This window comes from Roseibium limicola (assembly GCF_017313085.1).
Taxonomy (GTDB): domain Bacteria; phylum Pseudomonadota; class Alphaproteobacteria; order Rhizobiales; family Stappiaceae; genus Roseibium; species Roseibium limicola.
Window position 1 is genome coordinate 87,270 of sequence record NZ_JAFLNF010000009.1, and the last position, 20,033, is coordinate 107,302.

Annotated in this window: 20 protein-coding genes; 8 read left to right on the forward strand and 12 right to left on the reverse strand. The window is 57.5% G+C overall.

The genetic code is table 11. The features are described from left to right. Window positions 1-35 precede the first annotated feature (35 nt). From J0X15_RS18135 to hemE, 4 genes are all read right to left on the reverse strand, one after another. Entirely contained in the window at window positions 36-602 is a 567-nt protein-coding gene (locus tag J0X15_RS18135) for a GNAT family N-acetyltransferase (RefSeq protein ID WP_206943878.1), read from the reverse strand. A gap of 132 nt (window positions 603-734) precedes the next feature. Then, on the reverse strand, window positions 735-2,000 hold the full coding sequence (gene rho / locus J0X15_RS18140; protein ID WP_206943880.1) for a transcription termination factor Rho: 1,266 nt from the start codon (window positions 1,998-2,000) through the stop codon (window positions 735-737). A gap of 288 nt (window positions 2,001-2,288) precedes the next feature. Continuing rightward, window positions 2,289-2,717 (reverse strand): protoporphyrinogen oxidase HemJ, encoded by a 429-nt coding sequence (gene hemJ / locus J0X15_RS18145; RefSeq protein WP_206943882.1) that lies wholly within the window; start codon window positions 2,715-2,717, stop codon window positions 2,289-2,291. A gap of 3 nt (window positions 2,718-2,720) precedes the next feature. Then, window positions 2,721-3,749 (reverse strand): uroporphyrinogen decarboxylase, encoded by a 1,029-nt coding sequence (gene hemE, locus J0X15_RS18150; RefSeq protein ID WP_206943884.1) that lies wholly within the window; start codon window positions 3,747-3,749, stop codon window positions 2,721-2,723. Between the two features lie 429 nt (window positions 3,750-4,178). On the opposite strand from hemE, the gene J0X15_RS18155 reads away from it, so the two are divergent. The 5 genes from J0X15_RS18155 to dnaQ all read left to right on the forward strand — a co-directional run bounded on the left by J0X15_RS18155 (window position 4,179) and on the right by dnaQ (window position 7,930). Further along, window positions 4,179-5,051 (forward strand): pyruvate, water dikinase regulatory protein, encoded by an 873-nt coding sequence (locus tag J0X15_RS18155; RefSeq protein WP_206943886.1) that lies wholly within the window; start codon window positions 4,179-4,181, stop codon window positions 5,049-5,051. Window positions 5,052-5,067: 16 nt separating this feature from the next. Further along, complete coding sequence (locus J0X15_RS18160; RefSeq protein ID WP_206943888.1) at window positions 5,068-5,661, forward strand: Maf-like protein; 594 nt, start codon at window positions 5,068-5,070, stop codon at window positions 5,659-5,661. Next, a complete protein-coding gene (locus tag J0X15_RS18165; RefSeq protein WP_206943890.1) occupies window positions 5,658-6,503 on the forward strand; it encodes a shikimate dehydrogenase in 846 nt (281 codons plus the stop codon). Before J0X15_RS18160 ends, J0X15_RS18165 begins: the two co-directional genes overlap by 4 nt. Then, window positions 6,500-7,087: a dephospho-CoA kinase gene (gene coaE, locus J0X15_RS18170; protein WP_206943892.1), complete on the forward strand. Its 588-nt coding sequence runs from the start codon at window positions 6,500-6,502 to the stop codon at window positions 7,085-7,087. Before J0X15_RS18165 ends, coaE begins: the two co-directional genes overlap by 4 nt. Window positions 7,088-7,213: 126 nt before the next feature. Next, window positions 7,214-7,930, forward strand: coding sequence for a DNA polymerase III subunit epsilon (gene dnaQ, locus J0X15_RS18175; RefSeq protein ID WP_206943894.1), 717 nt, complete (start codon window positions 7,214-7,216; stop codon window positions 7,928-7,930). Here dnaQ and J0X15_RS18180 read toward each other — a convergent pair. Together J0X15_RS18180 and J0X15_RS18185 are read right to left on the reverse strand one after the other, a co-directional pair. After that, on the reverse strand, window positions 7,927-8,799 hold the full coding sequence (locus tag J0X15_RS18180; protein WP_206943896.1) for an aminoglycoside phosphotransferase family protein: 873 nt from the start codon (window positions 8,797-8,799) through the stop codon (window positions 7,927-7,929). The two genes, dnaQ and J0X15_RS18180, sit on opposite strands and share 4 nt — an antisense overlap. Beyond that, entirely contained in the window at window positions 8,796-9,782 is a 987-nt protein-coding gene (locus J0X15_RS18185; RefSeq protein ID WP_206943899.1) for a 2-hydroxyacid dehydrogenase, read from the reverse strand. The genes J0X15_RS18180 and J0X15_RS18185 overlap by 4 nt, the downstream gene beginning before the upstream one ends. 324 nt (window positions 9,783-10,106) lie before the next feature. Here J0X15_RS18185 and J0X15_RS18190 point away from each other — a divergent pair, with 324 nt between their 5' ends. Then, complete coding sequence (locus J0X15_RS18190) at window positions 10,107-10,568, forward strand: SH3 domain-containing protein (protein ID WP_231710489.1); 462 nt, start codon at window positions 10,107-10,109, stop codon at window positions 10,566-10,568. A 96-nt stretch (window positions 10,569-10,664) separates the two neighbouring features. Here J0X15_RS18190 and fabI read toward each other — a convergent pair whose 3' ends face one another. The 3 genes from fabI to fabA all read right to left on the reverse strand — a co-directional run bounded on the left by fabI (window position 10,665) and on the right by fabA (window position 13,386). Then, window positions 10,665-11,480, reverse strand: coding sequence for an enoyl-ACP reductase FabI (gene fabI / locus J0X15_RS18195; RefSeq protein ID WP_206943901.1), 816 nt, complete (start codon window positions 11,478-11,480; stop codon window positions 10,665-10,667). A 15-nt stretch (window positions 11,481-11,495) separates the two neighbouring features. After that, window positions 11,496-12,719 carry a beta-ketoacyl-ACP synthase I gene (fabB, locus tag J0X15_RS18200; protein ID WP_206943903.1) on the reverse strand — a complete coding sequence of 408 codons (1,224 nt, stop codon included), beginning with the start codon at window positions 12,717-12,719 and terminating at the stop codon, window positions 11,496-11,498. 160 nt (window positions 12,720-12,879) lie between these two features. Next, window positions 12,880-13,386: a 3-hydroxyacyl-[acyl-carrier-protein] dehydratase FabA gene (fabA, locus tag J0X15_RS18205; RefSeq protein WP_206943905.1), complete on the reverse strand. Its 507-nt coding sequence runs from the start codon at window positions 13,384-13,386 to the stop codon at window positions 12,880-12,882. Window positions 13,387-13,825: 439 nt separating this feature from the next. On the opposite strand from fabA, the gene irrA reads away from it, so the two are divergent. After that, window positions 13,826-14,275 (forward strand): iron response transcriptional regulator IrrA, encoded by a 450-nt coding sequence (gene irrA, locus J0X15_RS18210; RefSeq protein WP_269439439.1) that lies wholly within the window; start codon window positions 13,826-13,828, stop codon window positions 14,273-14,275. A 227-nt stretch (window positions 14,276-14,502) separates the two neighbouring features. On the opposite strand, the gene nth is transcribed toward irrA, so the two are convergent. Then, a complete protein-coding gene (gene nth / locus J0X15_RS18215; RefSeq protein WP_206943907.1) occupies window positions 14,503-15,375 on the reverse strand; it encodes an endonuclease III in 873 nt (290 codons plus the stop codon). Between the two features lie 22 nt (window positions 15,376-15,397). Between nth and J0X15_RS18220 the strand changes: the two genes are divergently transcribed. Further along, a complete protein-coding gene (locus J0X15_RS18220) occupies window positions 15,398-15,940 on the forward strand; it encodes a DUF2244 domain-containing protein (RefSeq protein ID WP_206943909.1) in 543 nt (180 codons plus the stop codon). Here J0X15_RS18220 and J0X15_RS18225 read toward each other — a convergent pair. Then, on the reverse strand, window positions 15,937-17,121 hold the full coding sequence (locus tag J0X15_RS18225; RefSeq protein ID WP_206943911.1) for an MFS transporter: 1,185 nt from the start codon (window positions 17,119-17,121) through the stop codon (window positions 15,937-15,939). The genes J0X15_RS18220 and J0X15_RS18225 overlap by 4 nt on opposite strands. Window positions 17,122-17,287: 166 nt before the next feature. Next, window positions 17,288-20,005, reverse strand: coding sequence for a DNA mismatch repair protein MutS (gene mutS / locus J0X15_RS18230; RefSeq protein WP_206943913.1), 2,718 nt, complete (start codon window positions 20,003-20,005; stop codon window positions 17,288-17,290). Window positions 20,006-20,033: the final 28 nt, after the last annotated feature.

Consider the following 20,033-nt stretch of genomic DNA (forward strand, 5'->3'; position numbering starts at 1 on the left):
CCCGAGAGGCACCACCACCTCTGGCCCGACGGTCTTCAAAGCACCGTCGGGCATTCCGCGCGGCGAAGCCGGTAAAGCACATGCGCTGACAAGGGATGTGTGTGATCAAGACCTGGCATCCGGAAATCATCGACCGCATCACAGGACATTCCACAGCGCTCCATCACCCGTCGCGAGGGCAGATTGAGTCTCGCTGTGAATGAGACAATCTCTTCAAGCGCCAGTGTTTCGAAGCCGAATCCAATCCAGGCCCGGGCTGCCTCAGTGGCGTAGCCATGTCCCCAAGCAGAATGCTTAAGCCGCCAGCCGACTTCCATGCAGGGCATAAATGGCAACGCAGGATTATAGGCAGGATTCGACAAGCCTACGAACCCGAGAAACTCACCAGTCTCCTTCAGCGCCACAGGCTGAAAGCAAACGCCGTCGCGTTTGGCCTTGTCCTCGGCACGTGCCACCAAAGCATCGCTTTCGGCCGTACTCAGGGTCATTGGAAAATACCGCATGACCTGCGGATCAGCATTCATCTCGGCGAATGGGACGAGATCGCTGGCCTGCCAGGGACGCAAGACAAGCCGCGCAGTTTCCAGGGTAATGCTGTTCATGGCTCGTCGTCCAATACGCTTCCGATTCAATCAGGTGGATTCACGTGAAACATCTCTTAATCAAAAGTAAAGGCGCGGTGATTTCCACAATCGCCGCGCCTTCATCATTCCTGTCGTGAGCCAACCCTGTAATCAGGTATTCATGCTCTCGAAGAATTCGTCGTTGGACTTTGTCTGCTTGAGCTTGTCGAGCAGGAACTCCACCGCATCCACGGTTCCCATGGGATTGAGGATACGGCGCAGCACGAAGGTCTTCTTGAGACGCTCCGGCGGAACCAGAAGCTCTTCCTTACGCGTACCGGATCGCTGAATGTCGATGGCCGGATACACGCGCTTGTCGGAGATCTTCCGGTCAAGGATGATTTCGGAGTTACCCGTTCCCTTGAACTCTTCGAAGATGACTTCGTCCATACGGCTACCGGTATCGATCAACGCGGTCGCGATGATGGTGAGCGAGCCACCCTCTTCGATGTTACGTGCCGCACCGAAGAAACGCTTCGGACGTTGCAGGGCGTTGGCATCCACACCACCGGTCAGCACCTTGCCCGAAGACGGTACGACAGTGTTGTAGGCGCGACCCAATCGCGTGATGGAATCCAGCAGGATAACCACATCGCGTCCATGCTCGGTCAGGCGCTTGGCCTTTTCGATGACCATCTCGGCAACCTGCACGTGGCGGGAAGCAGGTTCATCGAAGGTCGATGACACAACTTCACCATTCACGGTGCGCTGCATGTCCGTCACTTCTTCCGGGCGCTCATCGATCAGAAGAACGATCAGATAACATTCCGGATGATTTTTCGTGATGGACTTGGCGATGTTTTGAAGGAACATCGTCTTACCGGTCCGCGGCGGCGCAGTGATCAAGGCACGTTGGCCCTTGCCAAGCGGCGCGACCAGATCGATCAAACGGGAAGAGAGGTCCTTTTTGGTCGGGTCCTCAAGTTCCATGTTGAAGCGCTCATCGGGGTAAAGCGGCGTCAGGTTATCAAAGTGAACCTTGTGACGGGCTTTGTCCGGGTCTTCAAAATTGATGGTGTTGACCTTCAGAAGGGCAAAGTACCGTTCGCCTTCCTTGGGGCTGCGGATCTGACCTTCAACCGTATCGCCAGTTCGCAGCGAAAACCGCCGGATCTGGGATGGCGATACATAGATATCGTCCGGACCGGGAAGGTAGTTGGCATCCGGCGAGCGCAAAAAGCCGAAGCCGTCCTGGAGAACTTCAACAACGCCCTCACCGATGATATCGACATCCTGAGTAGCAAGGCTCTTCAGAATTGCGAACATAAGCTCCTGCTTGCGCATGGTGCTTGCGTTTTCGACTTCTAACTCGTCAGCAAATTGCAGGAGTTCGGTCGGGGTCTTTTCTTTGAGATCTTTAAGTTTCATTTCCCGCATCGATAGGGGTCTGATTGAAGATAAGTGTGATGATTGTTCTGGAAAGAACTTCTGAAGCTCGCAATGGTTCGCAAGTCAGAAGCGAATAGAGAAGGGTATGCTGAGATACTGCCGGGTTGGTCTGTGTCAGGACAGTTTCTGTCAGACGCCGTTGCCGGGCTTAAATGCGAAACAGAATGTGTCTCCGGCAGTCAGTGAAAGCGAACATAAGAGATTTAAATTTCATTTGCAACACGACTTTCGGCACACTGGGCAGTTTTCATGCCAGCGCGCCGAAGGTCTTCTATCTTAAAACGGTTTGCCTATGACCAAAATGACGATGAGGATCATCAGTACGGTCGGGACTTCATTAAGAATTCGATAGAATTTCGCAGACTTCTTGTTCTCATCTCGAGCGAAGCGCTTCACACATCCGCTCAGATATCCATGCAAACCGGACATCAGCAGAACCAAAGTCAGTTTTGCGTGAAACCAACCCTGGCTGAATGCTCCGATTTCAACAGCAACCCACAATCCAAAGACCCACGTTGCAATCATGGCCGGATTGATGATCGCCTTCAAAAGACGACGTTCCATCACCTTGAAGGTTTCAGATTTCTCTGAACCTGGTACTGCCTCGGCATGATAGACGAACAGCCGCGGCAGATAGAGCATGCCAGCCATCCAGGCGATCACTGCAATCACATGCAGCGATTTCACCCACTCGTAAACACCCATAAATTATCCCCCTCTTACCCGTTCAATCATCCGGGCAACGTTGTCGGGGTCCGCGTCCGGCGTCACCCCATGCCCGAGATTGAAGATTAGAGGCCCTTTGTCAAAGGTCTTGAGGATGTGGTCAACGCCTTCGTCCAGAGCTCGGCCGCCGGCAACCAGCCGCATCGGATCCAGATTGCCCTGAATGGGAACCTGTTTCTGAATATCCAGAGCAACCTCATCCGGCGCTGTCCAGTCCAGTCCGACGGCGTTGACACCCGTTTCCGCGATATAGCGTTTCAGGCGGCCACTTGAAGCTTTCGGAAAACCGATGATCTTGGCGTTAGGCCGCGCGGCCCGCACCCCTTCAACGATTGCCTTTGTCGGTTTGATCGACCAACGCTCAAATCCCGCATCATCGAGAACCCCTGCCCAGGTGTCGAAGATCTGCAGTGCATCGGCGCCCGCATCCAGCTGCCGGATAAGATATTTGATCGAAGCCTGAACCAGTTCGTCAATGAAGCGTTGAACAAGTTCAGGATCGCGATAAGCCCCCACACGGGCGGCAATCTGATCCTGGGTCGTATGACCGGCCACCGAATAGCATGCCACGGTCCAGGGAGCCCCACAGAAGCCCAGCAACGTTGTTTCATCAGGCAAGCTAGCTCGAAGACGCGAAACAGTCTCCATCACCGGTTTAAGATGATCCTCGGCACGATCCTGTTCCAGACGATCAAGAAGATCGTGAGAAAGAGGTTTCAACACCGGTCCACGACCTGTTTCAAACCAGACCGGATACCCGATGGCGTCCGGTACGACGAAGATGTCCGAGAACAGAATGCTCGCATCAAAGCCATACCGGCGGATCGGCTGGAGAGTAACCTCCGTTGCCAGGTCCGGATCGTAGCAAAACGACAGGAAGTCCTTCGATTTGGCTCTGACTTCCCGATATTCGGGAAGGTAACGTCCAGCTTGGCGCATCATCCAGACGGGGGGGGGCCAGAGCTTTTCTCCTGCCAGAACACGCATCACGGAACGGTCTTCGGATTTCATGAGGCGAGGCCCCTTTCTTAACATTCCAAATCAAATAAGATTCTTAATTTGAATCTGTTTCTTTTATTTGGGAGTGGATTGCAGGGATCAATGACCGTCCACAATCGATCACACAACAGCTCTTTCCGGGATAAAATGTCGCGTACTTATGGACAAGTTATCCTCCACAGGAGTCGATAAGTCGATAAGGCTAATAGATAGAGCAGCTTATCGGTTTGTTAAGGTCTCGTTAACAAATTGGGCAATAGTGGATCACCTGTGGGAATGATTGAGCCAATCTGTTAATCCACATGGGACCGTTATCGTTTCGGCGGGACTCGTTTAACAACCCTGTGCTGTTCATAAAAAAGGGTTAACGCGGACAACTTTTGGGTCCTGACGGAAAATGGCCGTTTCATCCCCAGTCCGCACAGGATTGGGGATAGTTAAGTGAATAAGACCCGCAGCTACTTCCATTTGCATCTGGTATCTGACTCGACCGGTGAAACCCTCATGACCGTGGCCCGTGCGGCGACGGTTCAATATGAGAATGTGCAGGAGATCGAGCACGTCTATCCCCTTGTCAGAACACACAAGCAGCTGGACCGTGTCCTGTCGGATATCGAGGCGGCGCCGGGGATTGTGCTCTACACGCTCGTTGATCGTGAAATCTGCGAACGGCTTGAGCGGACCTGCCGCGAGCTCGGCGTTCCCTATGTAAATATTCTCGATCCGGTCTTTGCGGTGTTCCAGAGCTATCTGAATGTCACGAAAACCCACCGGGTTGGCGGTCAGCATGAGCTTGATGCGGAATATTTCCAGCGGATCGAAGCGCTGAACTACACAATGATGCATGACGATGGTCAGATCGGTGAAGATCTGACCTCGGCTGATATCGTTCTGGTCGGTGTGTCACGTACCTCCAAGACCCCGACCTGCATCTACCTGGCGAACCGTGGAATTAAGGCGGCTAATGTGCCGCTTATTCCGGACCTGCCCATTCCCCGCCAATTGAACAATCTGAAGGGCCCGCTGGTCGTTGGATTGATCGCCTCGGCGGAACGGATCCAGCAGATCCGCCAGAACCGCGTGCTGTCGCTCAATTCGGAGACCTACAACGACACCTATGTGAACCGGCAGGAAATCGCCCGCGAAATCACCATGTCCCGGAGGCTTTGCGCGGATCGCGGCTGGCCGCTGATCGATGTGACGCGGCGTTCCATCGAGGAAACCGCGGCAGAGATCATGGCATTGTACAGAGATCATAAGGTGTTGAGCGGTTCGGATGGACTTGATGACTCCGACACCGAAACAACCGAGTAAACGTAAGGGAGAACTCATGACTTTGGTTTTGGCCAGTGGCAGTCGGATCCGTGGTGATCTGATGCGCAACGCCGGGTTGGACTTTGAAGTCTGCCCTTCCGATGTTGATGAGCGCGCTGTCGAAGCACCGCTTCTGAAAAGTGGCGCGACGCCTGAAGATCTGGCTCTGATCCTCGCAGAAGCCAAGGCAAATGATGTCAGCGAACGCCGCGCCGGCGATCTGGTGATCGGTGCCGATCAGGTCCTGGCGTTCAATGAACAGCGCTTCACCAAACCGGACGATATGGAGGCGGCTCGACGCCAACTTCTAAGCTTGTCCGGCAAAACCCATGAGTTGATTTCATCCGTGGTTATTTCGCGCGACGGTGCCGCAATCTGGCGGCATTCCTCAATTGCCCGGCTCACCATGCGGGATCTGTCTCCTGCCTTCATCGGCCACTATCTGGCGAATGCGGGCGACGATATTCTGTGCAGCGTTGGCGGGTATCAGCTCGAAAGCCTTGGCGTTCAACTCTTCAAGCGCATCGATGGCGACTATTTTACAATTCTCGGACTGCCCATGCTGCCACTGCTTGACCAGCTCCGTGCGCTTCAGGTGATTGAATCATGAGTGAAATCCGTCGTGCAGCGATCACCGGCTGGCCCGTCGTCCATTCCCGTTCGCCGTTGGTTCACGGCTATTGGTTGAAAAAACACGGGCTTGAAGGGGAATATGGCCGACAGGCTGTCGAACCGGAAGGTGCCTTGGACTTCTACAAAGACTTCGCCAACTCCGGTCTGATTGGTGGGAATGTTACCATTCCGCACAAGGAAACCGCCGCCCAAGCCTGTGATCATCTGGATGAAGCAGCCCAGGCCATGGGAGCAGTCAACACGCTGTGGGTCGATGAAAAGGGTGCCCTGAACGGGGCCAACACCGATTGGATCGGCTTTCTGAGCAACCTCGACCAATATGCTCCAGGCTGGGATAAAGCCGTGGAAACTGCCCTTGTTCTGGGGGCCGGAGGAGCAGCGCGCGCCGTCATCTACTCGCTTTTGAAGCGGGGTATTAAAACCGTGCATATCTTTAACCGGACCATCTCTAATGCGCAAAAACTTGCCGATGAATTCGGTACTGGAACGATTGCCCATTCTCTGGATGAGCTTGGGGAGAAGCTGGGGACAGCCGATCTGCTGGTCAACACCACATCGCTGGGTATGACGGGGAAGCCACCGTTGGAAATCGATCTGGAAAATCTGCCGAAGTCGGCAATCGTCACGGATGCGATTTATGTGCCGTTGAAAACCGAGCTGCTGAAGCAGGCAGAGGCGCGAGGCAACCGGATCGTCGACGGGCTTGGTATGTTGCTGCATCAGGCCGTGCCCGGCTTTGAGCGCTGGTTCGGTGTTCGTCCACAAGTCGACGAGGCGCTGCGCCAGGTCATTCTCGATGATCTGGAGGCCAATGGATGATCCGTATCGGTCTGACCGGATCCATCGGAATGGGAAAATCCACCACGGCTGACATGTTCGCCCGGCGCGGCGTTCCCGTGCATGACGCTGACCGCACGGTTCATCAGCTTTATGCCGGTCCGGCCGTTCCAATGATCGAGGCAGCCTTTCCCGGCAGTACCCGCGATGGCAGTGTCGATCGGGGGCTGCTGGGGGAAATGGTTGTTGGCAACAAGCCTGCCCTCGCCCGGCTGGAAGAAATCGTGCATCCGCTTGTGCGCGACGCGGAAGAGGCCTTCCTGGCTGAGGCCGAGCGGCACGGGCGCCGTGCTGTGCTTCTGGACATCCCGCTGCTGTTTGAAACCGGTGGCCGCAATCGTGTGGATCTCTGCGTTGTCGTGACAGCCTCTGCGGACATTCAGAAGAAGCGGGTTCTGGCTCGGTCAGGCATGAGCCTCGAGCGGTTCGAGGCGCTCCGCGCCAAACAGATGCCGGATGCGGAAAAGCGTCTTCGTGCTCACTTTCTTATCGACACGGGCCTGGGTCTTGAACTGGCTGAGCGCCAGGTGGAAGCCTGTCTGCGGGCAATTGCCCCGATGTCATGATGATGACCGGGCCAAACAAGGGCTCAGCTCACGCTTCAGGCAAAGGCACAGGGGAAAGACACTTCATGCCTCTTGTTCTGACTTTCGATCCCTGCACAGTGGGGCAAGAGCCAAGGATGACGACCCATGAGAGAAATTTCCTTCGATACGGAAACCACCGGACTTAATCCGCGCACCGGTGACCGGCTGGTTGAGATCGGCGGCGTCGAGCTGATCAATCACGTTCCGACGGGCAATTTTTATCACGTCTATATCAATCCGGAACGCGACATGCCGGAAGGCGCGTTCAAGGTTCACGGGCTGTCAGCGGAATTTCTCTCCGACAAGCCGAAATTTGCGGAAGTTGCCAAGGAATTCGTCGATTTTGTCGGTGACGGGACCCTGGTCATTCACAACGCTGCCTTTGATATGGGCTTCATCAACATGGAATTGGGAAAGATCGGCATGCCACCGATCCCGAATTCTCAGGTTGTTGATACGCTGGAACTGGCCCGTCGCAAGTTTCCCTCCGGTCCGAACTCGCTCGATGCGCTTTGTTCCCGCTTCGGGATCGACAATTCTCGCCGCGTGAAGCACGGGGCGTTGCTCGATGCGGAAATTCTGGCGGAAGTCTATCTTGAGCTGAAGGGCGGCAAACAGCGGGCCTTGATCCTGTCTCCGGATGAGGAGGAAGACAATTCCTCAACCGATCTGAGCGACGAACCGGGTAAGCTGGGTCCGTTCAATGCCCGTCAGCGGCCATCTCCCTTGCAGAGACCCGATATTGTTGCCGAATACGCGGCGCATCAGGCTTTCATTGCAAAAATGTCCGACGATGCGCTTTGGAAGAAATACCGCAGCTAGCCCTCCAGCAGCCAGCGCACCGTTCTGCGGTGCCGGGCACCATAGGAGCTGTCGAAGCTCCAGGCCATGGTCTGGGCGATTGTCCACGACACGGCCCTCTCCTCACAGACATTCAGCAATTGGCACAGGCGCCGCACGCGTCCAAAAAGATCCTGCCGTGTTTCGCCAAATTCGAAACTGCGGATCAAAGGTGCCAGGCCAAACGCTCTTTCGCCGGCTAAAGGTTTGGGATCAATTGCCAGCCATGGCTGCCGGATGCTGGAGAGAATATTATGCCCGTGCAAATCCTGATGCAGTAAAATGCTTTCTTCAGAAGAGGTTAGAAGACTGTCCAGCTTTTGAAGCGCAGCTCTGATCAGAAGCGCTTCATCTTCCGTTGCTGTGGCTTCTGCAACCTTCAGCGCTGTGCGCCAGCCCTGTGCCTCGTATTGCAGCGATGTGAAAGGCGCTGTGGCCGGCTTCCAGAGACTGTTCAGCAGTTCCGCTGCCACGACCATCGGATCGGCCAGCTCCGCGTCCGCAAGGAACTTGCCGGGCTCACAGCGCTCCAGCAGCAGGGCGTGGCGCTCAGCGTCATGATCCAGCAGTTGGATGGCACCATCGCCATTCCACAGGGCCAGCGCATCGGCCTCATGCCTGCACTCAGGGTGGGGAAATTGCAGTTTGAGAACGGCTGGCAGCCCATGCTGTCGAACCGGAACCACATGGGACACGCTCCCGCCGCCGAAGGTCGCGCCATCGATCTCAAGAGACCATCGCGCCAGCATCACCTGCAAAAGACCTGGCAAATGCCGGAGCCATTCCGCCCCACCAGGTTGATGTTTCAGGTGGGACAGATCGGCAGCGGGGATCAGGGCCGTCGAGGTCACAGCATGGAGGGCAGGACGCGATCCGGCGGACGGTGGCCGTCCATGAAGGTCTTGATATTGATGATGACCTTCTCGCCCATTTCGATGCGTCCCTCGATGGTGGCCGAGCCCATGTGCGGCAGAAGCACGACATTTTCCAGCTGGGCCAGCTTCGGATTGACCGCCGGTTCATGCTCGAACACATCCAGACCTGCACCGGCCAGCTCATTGTTTTCCAGCAGACGGATCAGGGCGTTCTCGTCAATCACTTCGCCACGCGCGGTGTTGACGATATAGGCGTCCTTCTTGAGCAGCTTCAGACGCCGCGCAGACAGAAGATGGAAAGTGCCGGGTGTGTGCGGACAATGCACGGACACCACATCCATGCGGGCCAGCATCTGGTCGAGACTTTCCCAGTAGGTGGCCTCCAAGGCCTCTTCCACGTCGGTCGGTACGCGGCGGCGGTTGTGATAATGGATCGACATGCCGAACGCTTTGGCGCGGCGCGCCACGGCCTGTCCGATGCGGCCCATGCCGATGATACCGAGGCGCTTGCCCCAGATCCGGTGGCCAAGCATCCAGGTCGGCGACCAGCCGGACCACTCGTTGTTTGCAAGGGCCTGAATGCCGGCAGACAGGCGCCGGGGCACAGCCAGCATCAGCGCCATGGTCATGTCGGCGGTGTCTTCCGTCAGCACACCGGGCGTATTGGTGACGTTGATGCCCCGGTTGTTGGCAGTGAGCACATCAATGTTGTCGACGCCATTGCCGAAGTTGGCGATCAGCTTGAGATTGGGACCAGCCTGGGACAGCACGGCGCCGTCGATCCGGTCCGTCACGGTCGGAACCACCACGTCAGCGGTACGCATGGCTTCAACCAGTTCCGCCTGGGTGTAGGGGCGGTCACTCTCGTTGAGACGCGTTTCGAACAATTCCCGCATGCGGGTTTCAACCACTTCGGGCAGTTTGCGTGTCACAACAACGACCGGCTTCTTTTTTCCCATCTTCTAAGCCCTTGCCTTTATTGATCTGTCATTAACCACACTGGTTGCACCATACCGAACATGCGAAGATCTCGCGGGTCCCGTATTTTTCCTTAACCAGATGGCGGGGAAGACACAAGGGCTGCCATACGCCTCCGGCTTTGACAGCCTAGCACCAATGCTGGCCTTTCCGTCTGGTTTTCGCTAGAGGTTTTTGCAGGATCTCGCCCATGAAAAACAATTGGACAAGCGAATAATATGGCTTTCATCACGACTCGTCTAAAACCCGGCCTCTGCCTATTGGTTTTTGCCTTTATGCTCGGTGCAGGTTTTGTTGGCGAGACCATGCAGGCCCACGCACAGAGCGCCACCACCGGCGCCAGCGGTTTGCCGATCCCTCGATTTGTGTCGCTGAAATCCGATCGTGTGAACGTCAGAAAAGGGCCCTCGCGCGACCATGATGTCGTCTGGACCTATATTCACGCCGGTCTTCCTGTTGAAATCATTCAGGAATTTGAAAACTGGCGGCACATCCGTGATTGGCAGGGTCAAAAGGGCTGGGTGTTTCATTCCCTGCTCTCCAGCCGCAGAACGGCACTCGTCACCCCTTGGGACGAGAGCTTGAAGACACCGGTTCGGGCCAAGGCAAACTCCAGCGCGCCAATCGTTGCTGAGTTGGAAACGAATGTTCTGGCCAGCATCAACGCATGCGAAGATGGCTGGTGCCGGGTCCATGGCGACGCATTTGACGGCTGGGTTGATCAGACAAGGCTGTTCGGGGTTTATCCGGACGAAACGCTCGACTGATCCGGCTCTCTAGGCTTTTCGTCTAAGACCGAGTTTGGCATTAAAAAAGGCGGCCTCATGGGCCGCCTTTTTCATGACTTCAGGTCCGTCAGCAGATTATTCGACGGCCGCTTCTTCCTGAACCTTCAATTCGTCCAGGCGCGGCATGGACATGATGTTGTAGCCGCTGTCAACGAAATGCACTTCACCGGTGACGCCACCTGACAGGTTGGACAGGAGATACAGGCCTGTTCCACCGATTTCCTCAAGAGACACGGTGCGGCACAGTGGCGCGTTGCGCTTCTGGTAGTTGTACATCAGGCGGGCATCGGACACGCCGGAGCCTGCAAGCGTGCGAACCGGGCCGGCCGAGATGGCGTTGACGCGGATATTCTGGCTGCCGTAGTCGACGGCCAGATAGCGCACGGACGATTCAAGCGCTGCCTTGGCGACACCCATGACATTGTAGTTCGGCATGACCTTGGTCGAGCCGCCATAGGTGAGCGTGATGATCGATCCGCCGTCCGGCATGATCGCAGCAGCGCGCTTGGTGATTTCCGTGAAGGAAAAGCACGAAATAACCATGGTGCGGGTGAAGTTGTCCCGCGATGTGTCGGCATATTTTCCGCGCAGTTCGGTCTTGTCGGAGAACCCGATGGCATGCACCAGAAAGTCGATGCTGCCCCATTCTTTCTTCAAGGTGTCAAACACCGCATCGACGCTGTCGATGTCTTCTACATCGCACGGCAGAAGCAGGTTTGAACCGACGCTCTCGGCAAGCGGCTTGGTTCGACGTCCGAAGGCTTCACCCTGATAGGTGAAGGCCAGTTCGGCGCCGTGATCGGCCAGGGTCTTCGCGATGCCCCAGGCAATGGAGTGGTTGTTGGCCACACCCATGATAAGGCCGCGTTTTCCTTTCATGATACCGGTCATGACAGTTTGGTCTCCTTAGCCGTGGAATTTGGACAGAGCCAGGGAGGCATTGGTGCCGCCGAAGCCGAAGCTGTTGGAAAGAACCGTGTCGAGGCCGGCGTTGTCGCGGCGCTCGGTGACGATCTCTTCCGGCTTCAGAGCCGGATCCAGCTCGGTGATGTTGGCGGATGCCGTGATGAAATCATTCTGCAGCATCAGCAGGCAATAGATGGCTTCCTGCACACCCGTGGCGCCCAGGCTGTGACCGGTCAGCGACTTGGTCGAAGAGATTGGCGGCTGGTTTTCACCAAACACCCGACGCGCTGCTTCAACTTCACCGATGTCGCCGACTGGCGTCGATGTGCCATGGGCGTTGATGTAGTCGACCTTGCGGTCCCCCAGTGTGGAGATCGCCAGACGCATGCAGCGCTCGCCGCCCTCACCGGACGGAGCAACCATGTCATAGCCGTCGGAATTGGCAGCATAGCCAGTGACTTCGGCGTAGATCTTGGCGCCGCGAGCCTTCGCATGCTCCAGCTCTTCCAGCACCACGACGCCGCCACCGCCGGCGATGACGAACCCGTCTCGGGTCGCGTCATAGGCGCGGGCCGCTGTCTGCGGTGTGTCGTTGTACTTGGAGGACATGGCGCCCATGGCATCGAACAGACAGGACAGGGTCCAGTCGAGTTCCTCGCCGCCACCGGCAAACATCACGTCCTGCTTGCCGAACTGGATCTGCTCGGTTGCAGCGCCAATGCAATGCGCCGACGTCGAGCAGGCCGAAGTTATGGAATAGTTGATGCCCTTGATCTTGAAGGGCGTCGCCAGACAAGCCGAATTGGTCGAGCTCATGCCACGCGTGACCATGAACGGTCCCATACGCTTCGGAGCACCCTTTTCGATAACGATCTTGTGGGCCTGGAACAGGTTCTTGGTAGACGGACCACCAGAGCCCATGATCAGGCCCGTGCGTTCATTGGAGATGTCTTTGTCTTCCAGACCGCTGTCTTCGATTGCCTGCTGCATGGCGACATAGTTGTAAGCCGCGCCATCGCCCATGAAGCGAAGCTGACGCTTGTCGACCAGCTCGGTCAGGTCAACATTCGGCATGCCATGAATCTGACTGCGGAAGCCGTGCTCGGCATATTCCGGCGCAAAGCTGATGCCGGACTTGCCTTCGCGCAGGCTCGTCAGGACTTCTTGTCCGTTCGCGCCAATGGAAGACACGATCCCAAAACCGGTGATAACAACCCGCCGCATAGCGGTCTCCTATTCTGATCGAAGCCGCTCGTAAAACCAATCAACCCGAAGGTTTGCGGCTCCCATAAACCTGCCCCGCGCCTTTTGTTAAAAAAGCGCGGGACGCGTACTCTCTTCAGACTAACTATTCCGGAGAGGCAAAGGCCCTCCGCGCCAGCATTTAAGTGTTGGCAAGGCCGACGCGCAGGTCGGTTGCCTTGTAGATCTGTTCGCCATCGGCCTTCAGCCAGCCGTTGGCAATACCAAGAACCAGACGGCCCTTCATGATGCGCTTGAAGTCGATACCATATTCGACCTTCTTCACGTCAGGCGTGACCATGCCCTTGAACTTCACTTCGCCGGTGGAGAGCGCCATGCCCTTGCCAGGCAGGCCAAGCCAGCCGAGGTAGAAGCCGGTCAGCTGCCACATCGCGTCCAGACCCAGACAGCCCGGCATGACCGGATTGCCCTGAAAGTGACACGGGAAGAACCAGAGGTCGGGATTGATATCGAACTCAGCGCGGGCATAGCCCTTGTCGAACTCGCCGCCGGTTTCCGAAATATCGGTGATCCGGTCGAACATGAGCATCGGCGGCAATGGCAGCTGGGCATTGCCCTGTCCAAAAAGCTCGCCGCGTGCGCAGGCAAGAAGGTCGTCGTATTCGTAGCTGGAGGCCCGTTCGGTCATGTACGATCCGTTGTCTTGAATTCCGTTGTCCGAGCGAGATGCCGGACCGGGAACATTGGTCTTCTTTCACGTTTGGGCTTTCCTAACATAGGCAAACCGCCTCTGGAAGGTCACGATAGGGTAATGTTGGGTGTTTCAGAACGCCTTTTGAAGGGATGCCGAGAAAAATTCCCGCATCTGCCGACTATCCTCCAACCCCGAAGTTCACGAAAAACTTGCATCTTAGGCACAAGAAATGGCAGATATAGATAGAAATGCAGCCGCGACCCCATGGGGAGTGCGGGAAATGCTATGTTAATGGACGCTCGATAGTCTTGCAGAAAGTGCTGCAAAGACCATCATGAACGAGCGGCCTGCCGGCTTGAGGAAGCGCTGAAGGGCGCTCATCAGGAGACCGGCGCGACCTTTGGGCCGCCACGAGTTGGGCACGAGTTTGGGAATGACCGAGAATATGCCGATGCATGAACACGATCATACGCATGAGACACCGCGCGATGTAACGGACCTGTTGCGCGACGCCGGTTTGCGCCCGACCCGTCAGCGCGTCTCTCTTGCCGAGATCCTCTATTCACAGGGCGATCGGCATATTTCTGCCGAGCTGTTGCACGAAGAAGCTGTCGACGCAAAAGTTCCGGTATCGCTGGCCACGGTCTACAACACCTTGCACCAGTTCACGGAAGCAGGCCTGCTGCGTGAAGTCGCGATTGACGGCAACAAGACCTACTTCGACACCAATGTCTCCGATCACCATCACTTCTTCATCGAGGGAGAAAACGAGGTGGTTGATATTCCCGGCGAAAAAGTCGGCATTGGCCTTGTTCCGGAAGCCCCGGAAGGCATGGAAATCGTTCGCGTTGACGTCATCGTCCGCGTTCGTCCCAAAAGCTGACCTTTTAGCCGCGGCGTCGCGTCATTCCACTAACGCGTGCCCTGCGGCTGACGTCTATTCCAAAAATTCAATCTGATTTTCGGTTCCGGGGAAGAGCATTCTCCGGCTCCAGCTGAAGCCGAGCTTGTCGAGAAGCTGCAAAGATCTGCCTGTCGCTTATGAAACGCAGGTCGTCCGGCTGGTTCATAAGCGAAAGCGTAGACGCCCGGCCTTCGGCGGAAGCTGCATCAGAGGTCGGCTCGGGTTTTGCCTTCAGCCACCCAACCGGCGACGCGCTCGGCGATTTCCGGTATGGCATCAAGCTCTTCGCGCTCAAGGCTGCGGCATAGATCGTAGATGACACAGCGTTTGCATTCCGGCTTGCGCGCCTTGCAGATGTAGCGGCCATGCAGGATCAGCCAGTGATGGGCATGCAGGCTGTATTCCGTCGGGATCGCCCGTTCCATGGCCTTTTCCACCTCCAACGGTGTCTTGCCGGGGGCAATGCCGATGCGATTACCGAGCCGAAACAAATGGGTGTCGACGGCAATGGTCGGTTGGCCGAAGAAGATATTCAGCACCACGTTGGCTGTCTTGCGGCCGACGCCGGGTAGCTTTTCAAGCTCCTCACGCACCGGGGGCACCTCTCCGCCATGGTCGCGGATGAGCATTTCCGACATGAGGATGACGTTCTTCGCCTTGGTCTTATAGAGCCCGATGGTGCGCACATGTTCGCGCACGGCATCCTCGCCCAGTGCCACCATCTTTTGCGGTGTATCGGCCAGCAGAAACAGCTTTTTCGTTGCCCGATTGACACCAACGTCTGTTGCTTGGGCCGAGAGCAGAACCGCGACCAGCAGCGTGTAGGCATTGGTGTAGTCCAGCTCGCCTTCCGGCACCGGATTATCGGCATGGAAGCGCTGGAAGATCTGATGGCTTTCGAGCCGCGAATAGCGTGACCGCTTCAAAACCTTGCCGGGATTGTCGACCGAGGGCGCCTTGCGCTTCGGTTTCGCCGGCTTCTTGGCAGCAGATTTCCGAGCGGGTTTTGCCGCCGGTTTCGTTGCGGTGGATGCAGCGGGCGAAACTTCAGTCGGCGAGGTGGGCTTTTCGTCTGTCATGAGTCCTCTATAATCAAACCTCATGCAGGACGACAATCCGAAAGCCGATCAAACGGCGAAAGTTTCAGTGCCAACAGCCGATCAGCCGGAGAAGCCCTTCTTCTCTGCGGTGCTGACGCCCTATCGCTCGCTGGGGCCCCATGGGTTTCTGACCCTGATGATTTGCCTCGGAGTGATCAGTTTTATCGCCGGACTGGTGTTTCTTTCCATCGGTGCCTGGCCGGTCTTCGGCTTTTTCGGGCTCGACGTGTTGCTGGTCTGGGCGGCATTCAAGCTCAACTATGCATCCGCCCATGCCTATGAGGAGATCGAGATTTCTGCCTCCGAGATCGTCATCCGCAAGGTCGGTCCGGGAAAGCGCAACACCGAACTGCGGTTCAATCCGGTCTGGGTGCGCCTGTCTGTCACCCGACTGAAGGATGAAGGTGTCACGAAGATCGCCCTGATCTCCCGAGGCGATACCGTGGAAGTCGGCAATTTTCTCAATCCGGATGATCGCACCAGTTTTGCCGGTGCTCTCGGCAATGCGCTGCATTCTGCCAAGTCGGGCGGTTTTCACGTTTAGACCTTTGCGACCTCACTCGGACGCAGACGCATCGTGGCGAGCAGCAGAAGCAGCGCTGTTGCCGAAGCTCCGGCTGCGCAATACAGCACTGTCTGGAAGCTGCTGGCACTGGCGATGAAGCCCATGGAAATGCCGCCGATCATGCCACCAAAGAAAAGCGTGTTCATGTAGGTGGCAGTGGCTCGACCGGGGCGATCTGCGGCAAAGCTCTGAACGAAGGTGATCGAGAGGCCGGCGAATAGCCCATAGTAGATGCCTTCCAGCACCGAAATAGCTAGGGCGTGCCAGACAGCGGTCACCTGGGAGAACAGCAGCATGGCCGCAATCCCCAGCACAGCGGCAAGCAGCAGCAGTGGTCGGGTCCCGAAGCGTAGCGCCATCTGGGATGAGGCAAAGATAACAAACACCTCGACAAGACATTTGACCGACAGGGACAGTCCCGGCGTGAATCCGGGCAGGTTTGTTTCCTGTATGAAAAACAAGGGCATGGAGGAAACGAACAGCGAATTCGTGACGACGAACCCGAGGCAGCTCAGGGCTGCCAGCAATAGCTTCCAGTTGATTGGATCTTCATGCCGAGATCTACGCGCACGCACCGGCCCGTGGAAGTCGGGCGGGATTAGCCGGTGCCAGAGGATCATATAGACCAGGCCGATGCCGAACGAGCAGAGGAAGGTCGTGGTGAAGCCGAATTGCGCCACCAGCGCATAGGCCATGGCGGGCCCGATCATCCAGCCCAGCGACACGGCAATCCGCAACCGTGAATTCATCACGGCGACATTCAGCCCCTCGGTGGTCGCATAAAGCCGTCCGAAGGTGAAAATGATGCCGCTGCCCATGTTGGCAAGGCTCATCAGCGGCGCAATACACAGCAGCAACAGCCACAGCCGGTCGATCTGGGTCAGTAGGAGGGTGGCCAACAGATAGGACGACAGGGACAGCAGCAACAGGTTGCGCACACGCGCCCCGTGATCAAGCTTCTCTCCCGCCCAGCGATTCGTCAGCAACGACAGCGGCGCCACGGTCGCGACGTAGAAACCGGCCTGCCAGGGCGGCACGCCGAGACCCTCAACGATAAAGAAGCTCATCAGCGGAATAAGCGAAGATGTACAGAGGCTGTTGATCAGCACGAGCGCGAATATCGCCGTGCCCTGTCGTGGCAAGCCATAAAAGAAAGTCATTTTTGTCCCGAAAGGCAGAACGCAAAACAGGCAGGGTCTATGAAGGTAGGTTCGAAATCTTTCTGCAGTATGACATCACATGGCGGAGGACTTTGGCGGCCTGCCGGCCTTTCTCAGATCTGCCAACGGGAGCCGGTCAACAGGGCGTTGCCAACCCCGGCAGTCGTCATATCCGACGAATGGACTTCAGCCGATAGAGCGCTTCAAGTGCTTCCTTGGGCGTCATGTCGTCGGGGTCGATGCCGCTCAGGGCCTCGTGCAGCGGATCCGGTTCGGCCGAGGCATGTGCGGAGACAACGGGAGCAGGGGCCAGGGCGGCAAACAGCGGCAACTCGTCGATCAGAGTTTCGGCCTTGTTGCCCCGGTCCTGTTCTTCCAGTTGGCTCAGAACGGTTTTCGCCCGCTCTACGACGCTTTGCGGCAGGCCGGCCAGTTTCGCCACCTGAATGCCGTAGGACCGGTCGGCGGCGCCCGGCACGATCTCATGCAGGAAGACGACGTCGCCATTCCACTCTTTGACCTGAACCGTCGCATTCGACAGCCGGTCGAGTTTCTGGGCCAGCGCTGTCAGCTCGTGATAATGGGTGGCAAACAGCGAGCGGCATTTGTTGACTTCATGCAGATGTTCGATGGTCGCCCAGGCAATCGAAAGCCCGTCGAAAGTCGCTGTTCCACGGCCGATTTCATCGAGGATCACCAGCGATCGGTCGCCGGCCTGATTGAGAATGGCGGCGGTCTCCACCATTTCCACCATGAAGGTCGAGCGGCCGCGCGCCAGATCATCCGCCGCCCCGACGCGGGAGAACAACCGGTCGACGACGCCGATATGAGCGGCGGCGGCCGGCACGAACCCGCCCATCTGGGCGAGCACGGCAATCAGTGCATTCTGCCGCAGGAAGGTCGACTTACCGGCCATGTTCGGACCGGTGATCAGCCAGATGTTGCCCTGCGGTTCTTCTTCGTCCGGCCCCAGATTGGCGTTGTTGGCAACAAAGCTGTCCCCGCCGGTCTTGCGCAAGGCAGCTTCCACCACCGGGTGACGACCTGCCGTGATCTCGAAGGCATGACTGGTGTCGACCAATGGGCGCACATAGCTTTCTTCCTGCGCCAGCTTTGCCAGAGCGGCGGAGACGTCGAGGACGGCAAGCCCATGCGCTGCGGCCTTGATGCGATCACCGACATTGATGATGGCGGCACACAGGCGCTCGAAGACCTCCATCTCGATGGCCATCGAGCGCTCGCCGGCACTGGCGATCTTCGATTCCAGCTCTGCCAGCTCAGTCGTGGTGAAGCGCATCGCACCGGCCATCGACTGGCGATGGATGAAGCGGCCTGGATCGCCTTGCAGTTTCTCCGACTGGGCGGTCGGCGTTTCGATAAACCAGCCGAGCACGTTGTTGTGCTTGATCTTCAGCGCGCGGATGCCGAGTTCTTCTGCATAGTCAGCCTGCAAACGGGCGATGACCTTGCGGCTTTCATCGCGCAGTGCCCGCAGCTCATCCAGGTTCTCGTCGTACCCGGCCGCCACGAAATTTCCGTCGCGCTTCAGCAGCGGCGGCTCTTCCTTGACGGCGCGACGCAGCTCTTCCGCCAGGTCGTGCGGCGCCTGTTGCAGATGTGCGCTGGCGCTCGCGATCTCGGCAGGCACCTCGCCGCTGACATGGCTCAGACGGGCGAGGAAATCCTGGGCTGCCAGCAGTGCTTCGGCGATTGAAAGAATATCGCGGGGGCCGCCCCGTTGCAGGGCCAGTCGCGACAGGGCGCGCGCCATGTCGGGAGCACCCTTCAGGGTCTGGCGCAGCCCCTCGCGCAAGATCTCGTTGTCGAGGAAGAAGTCGACGGCATCGTGCCGCCGGGATATTTCAACCGGATCCACCAGCGGTCCGGCTAGGCGACTGGCAAGCAGACGCGAGCCGGCACCGGTGACCGTGCGATCGATGATCGACAGCAGGCTGCCCTGCTTTTCGCCGCCGAGGGTGCGGGTAAGTTCGAGATTGGCGCGGGTCGCCGGGTCGATGAGCATCCGCCCTGCCCCGCTCTCCCGGCTGGGTGGATCCAGCGGTGGCCGCTCGCCAAGCTGGGTCTTTTCCACATAGGCCAGAATGCCGGCAGCCGCCGAAAGTTCAGCGCGCGAAAAGCTGCCGAAGCCGTCGAGGGTTTTCACCTTGAAATAATGTGCCAGCCGATCCGAGGCCGTCGTGCTGTCGAAAAAGGCGCGAGGAACCGGCGAAAGCGCTGCCCCGGAGTGTTCCGCGTGCGCGCGCAAATCGGTTTCCTGCAGCAGCATGTCGGGCAGGATCAGTTCGCATGGGTCGATCTGGGCAAGGTCGGCAGCCAGGCGCTGATCATCGGTTTCCGAAACATGGAAGGCCCCCGTCGACATGTCGATCCAGGCGAGCCCGAAAATGCTGTCGCCGGCAAGCGAGCCGCCTTTCAGCCGCGTCAGGGCGCAGAGGTAGTTGTTGGACGAGGAATCCAGCAGCCGCTCTTCGGTCAGGGTGCCTGGCGTGACCAGGCGGACGACATCCCGGCGGACAACGGATTTCCCACCGCGTTTCTTGGCTTCTGCCGGATCTTCCAACTGCTCGCAAACCGCAACCCGATGGCCGGTGGCGATCAGTTTTTGCAAATAGTCGTCGGCTGCATGCACCGGCACACCGCACATCGGAATGTCTTCGCCCAGGTGTTTGCCGCGTTTTGTCAGAGTGATTCCGAGTGCCCGCGCGGCGATTTCCGCATCCTCGAAGAAGAGCTCATAGAAATCTCCCATCCGGTAAAACAGCAGGCTGTCCGGATTGGCGGTCTTGATCTCGATGAACTGGGTCATCATCGGTGTGACTTTGGCGTCCACCGGCTGAGTTTTGGGTGTGTGTGGGTCCGACATGAGGCGAAACTAGCAAACCCGTTTCCTG

Excerpts from the sequence above, each read along its gene's own strand:
- J0X15_RS18135 (WP_206943878.1), bottom strand. The coding sequence starts at position 602 with ATGAACAGCATTACCCTGGAAACTGCGCGGCTTGTCTTGCGTCCCTGG.
- rho (WP_206943880.1), bottom strand. The coding sequence starts at position 2,000 with ATGCGGGAAATGAAACTTAAAGATCTCAAAGAAAAGACCCCGACCGAA.
- hemJ (WP_206943882.1), bottom strand. The coding sequence starts at position 2,717 with ATGGGTGTTTACGAGTGGGTGAAATCGCTGCATGTGATTGCAGTGATC.
- hemE (WP_206943884.1), bottom strand. The coding sequence starts at position 3,749 with ATGAAATCCGAAGACCGTTCCGTGATGCGTGTTCTGGCAGGAGAAAAG.
- J0X15_RS18160 (WP_206943888.1), top strand. The coding sequence starts at position 5,068 with ATGACTTTGGTTTTGGCCAGTGGCAGTCGGATCCGTGGTGATCTGATG.
- J0X15_RS18165 (WP_206943890.1), top strand. The coding sequence starts at position 5,658 with ATGAGTGAAATCCGTCGTGCAGCGATCACCGGCTGGCCCGTCGTCCAT.
- coaE (WP_206943892.1), top strand. The coding sequence starts at position 6,500 with ATGATCCGTATCGGTCTGACCGGATCCATCGGAATGGGAAAATCCACC.
- dnaQ (WP_206943894.1), top strand. The coding sequence starts at position 7,214 with ATGAGAGAAATTTCCTTCGATACGGAAACCACCGGACTTAATCCGCGC.
- J0X15_RS18185 (WP_206943899.1), bottom strand. The coding sequence starts at position 9,782 with ATGGGAAAAAAGAAGCCGGTCGTTGTTGTGACACGCAAACTGCCCGAA.
- J0X15_RS18190 (WP_231710489.1), top strand. The coding sequence starts at position 10,107 with ATGCAGGCCCACGCACAGAGCGCCACCACCGGCGCCAGCGGTTTGCCG.
- fabI (WP_206943901.1), bottom strand. The coding sequence starts at position 11,480 with ATGACCGGTATCATGAAAGGAAAACGCGGCCTTATCATGGGTGTGGCC.
- fabB (WP_206943903.1), bottom strand. The coding sequence starts at position 12,719 with ATGCGGCGGGTTGTTATCACCGGTTTTGGGATCGTGTCTTCCATTGGC.
- fabA (WP_206943905.1), bottom strand. The coding sequence starts at position 13,386 with ATGACCGAACGGGCCTCCAGCTACGAATACGACGACCTTCTTGCCTGC.
- irrA (WP_269439439.1), top strand. The coding sequence starts at position 13,826 with ATGACCGAGAATATGCCGATGCATGAACACGATCATACGCATGAGACA.
- nth (WP_206943907.1), bottom strand. The coding sequence starts at position 15,375 with ATGACAGACGAAAAGCCCACCTCGCCGACTGAAGTTTCGCCCGCTGCA.
- J0X15_RS18220 (WP_206943909.1), top strand. The coding sequence starts at position 15,398 with ATGCAGGACGACAATCCGAAAGCCGATCAAACGGCGAAAGTTTCAGTG.
- J0X15_RS18225 (WP_206943911.1), bottom strand. The coding sequence starts at position 17,121 with ATGACTTTCTTTTATGGCTTGCCACGACAGGGCACGGCGATATTCGCG.
- mutS (WP_206943913.1), bottom strand. The coding sequence starts at position 20,005 with ATGTCGGACCCACACACACCCAAAACTCAGCCGGTGGACGCCAAAGTC.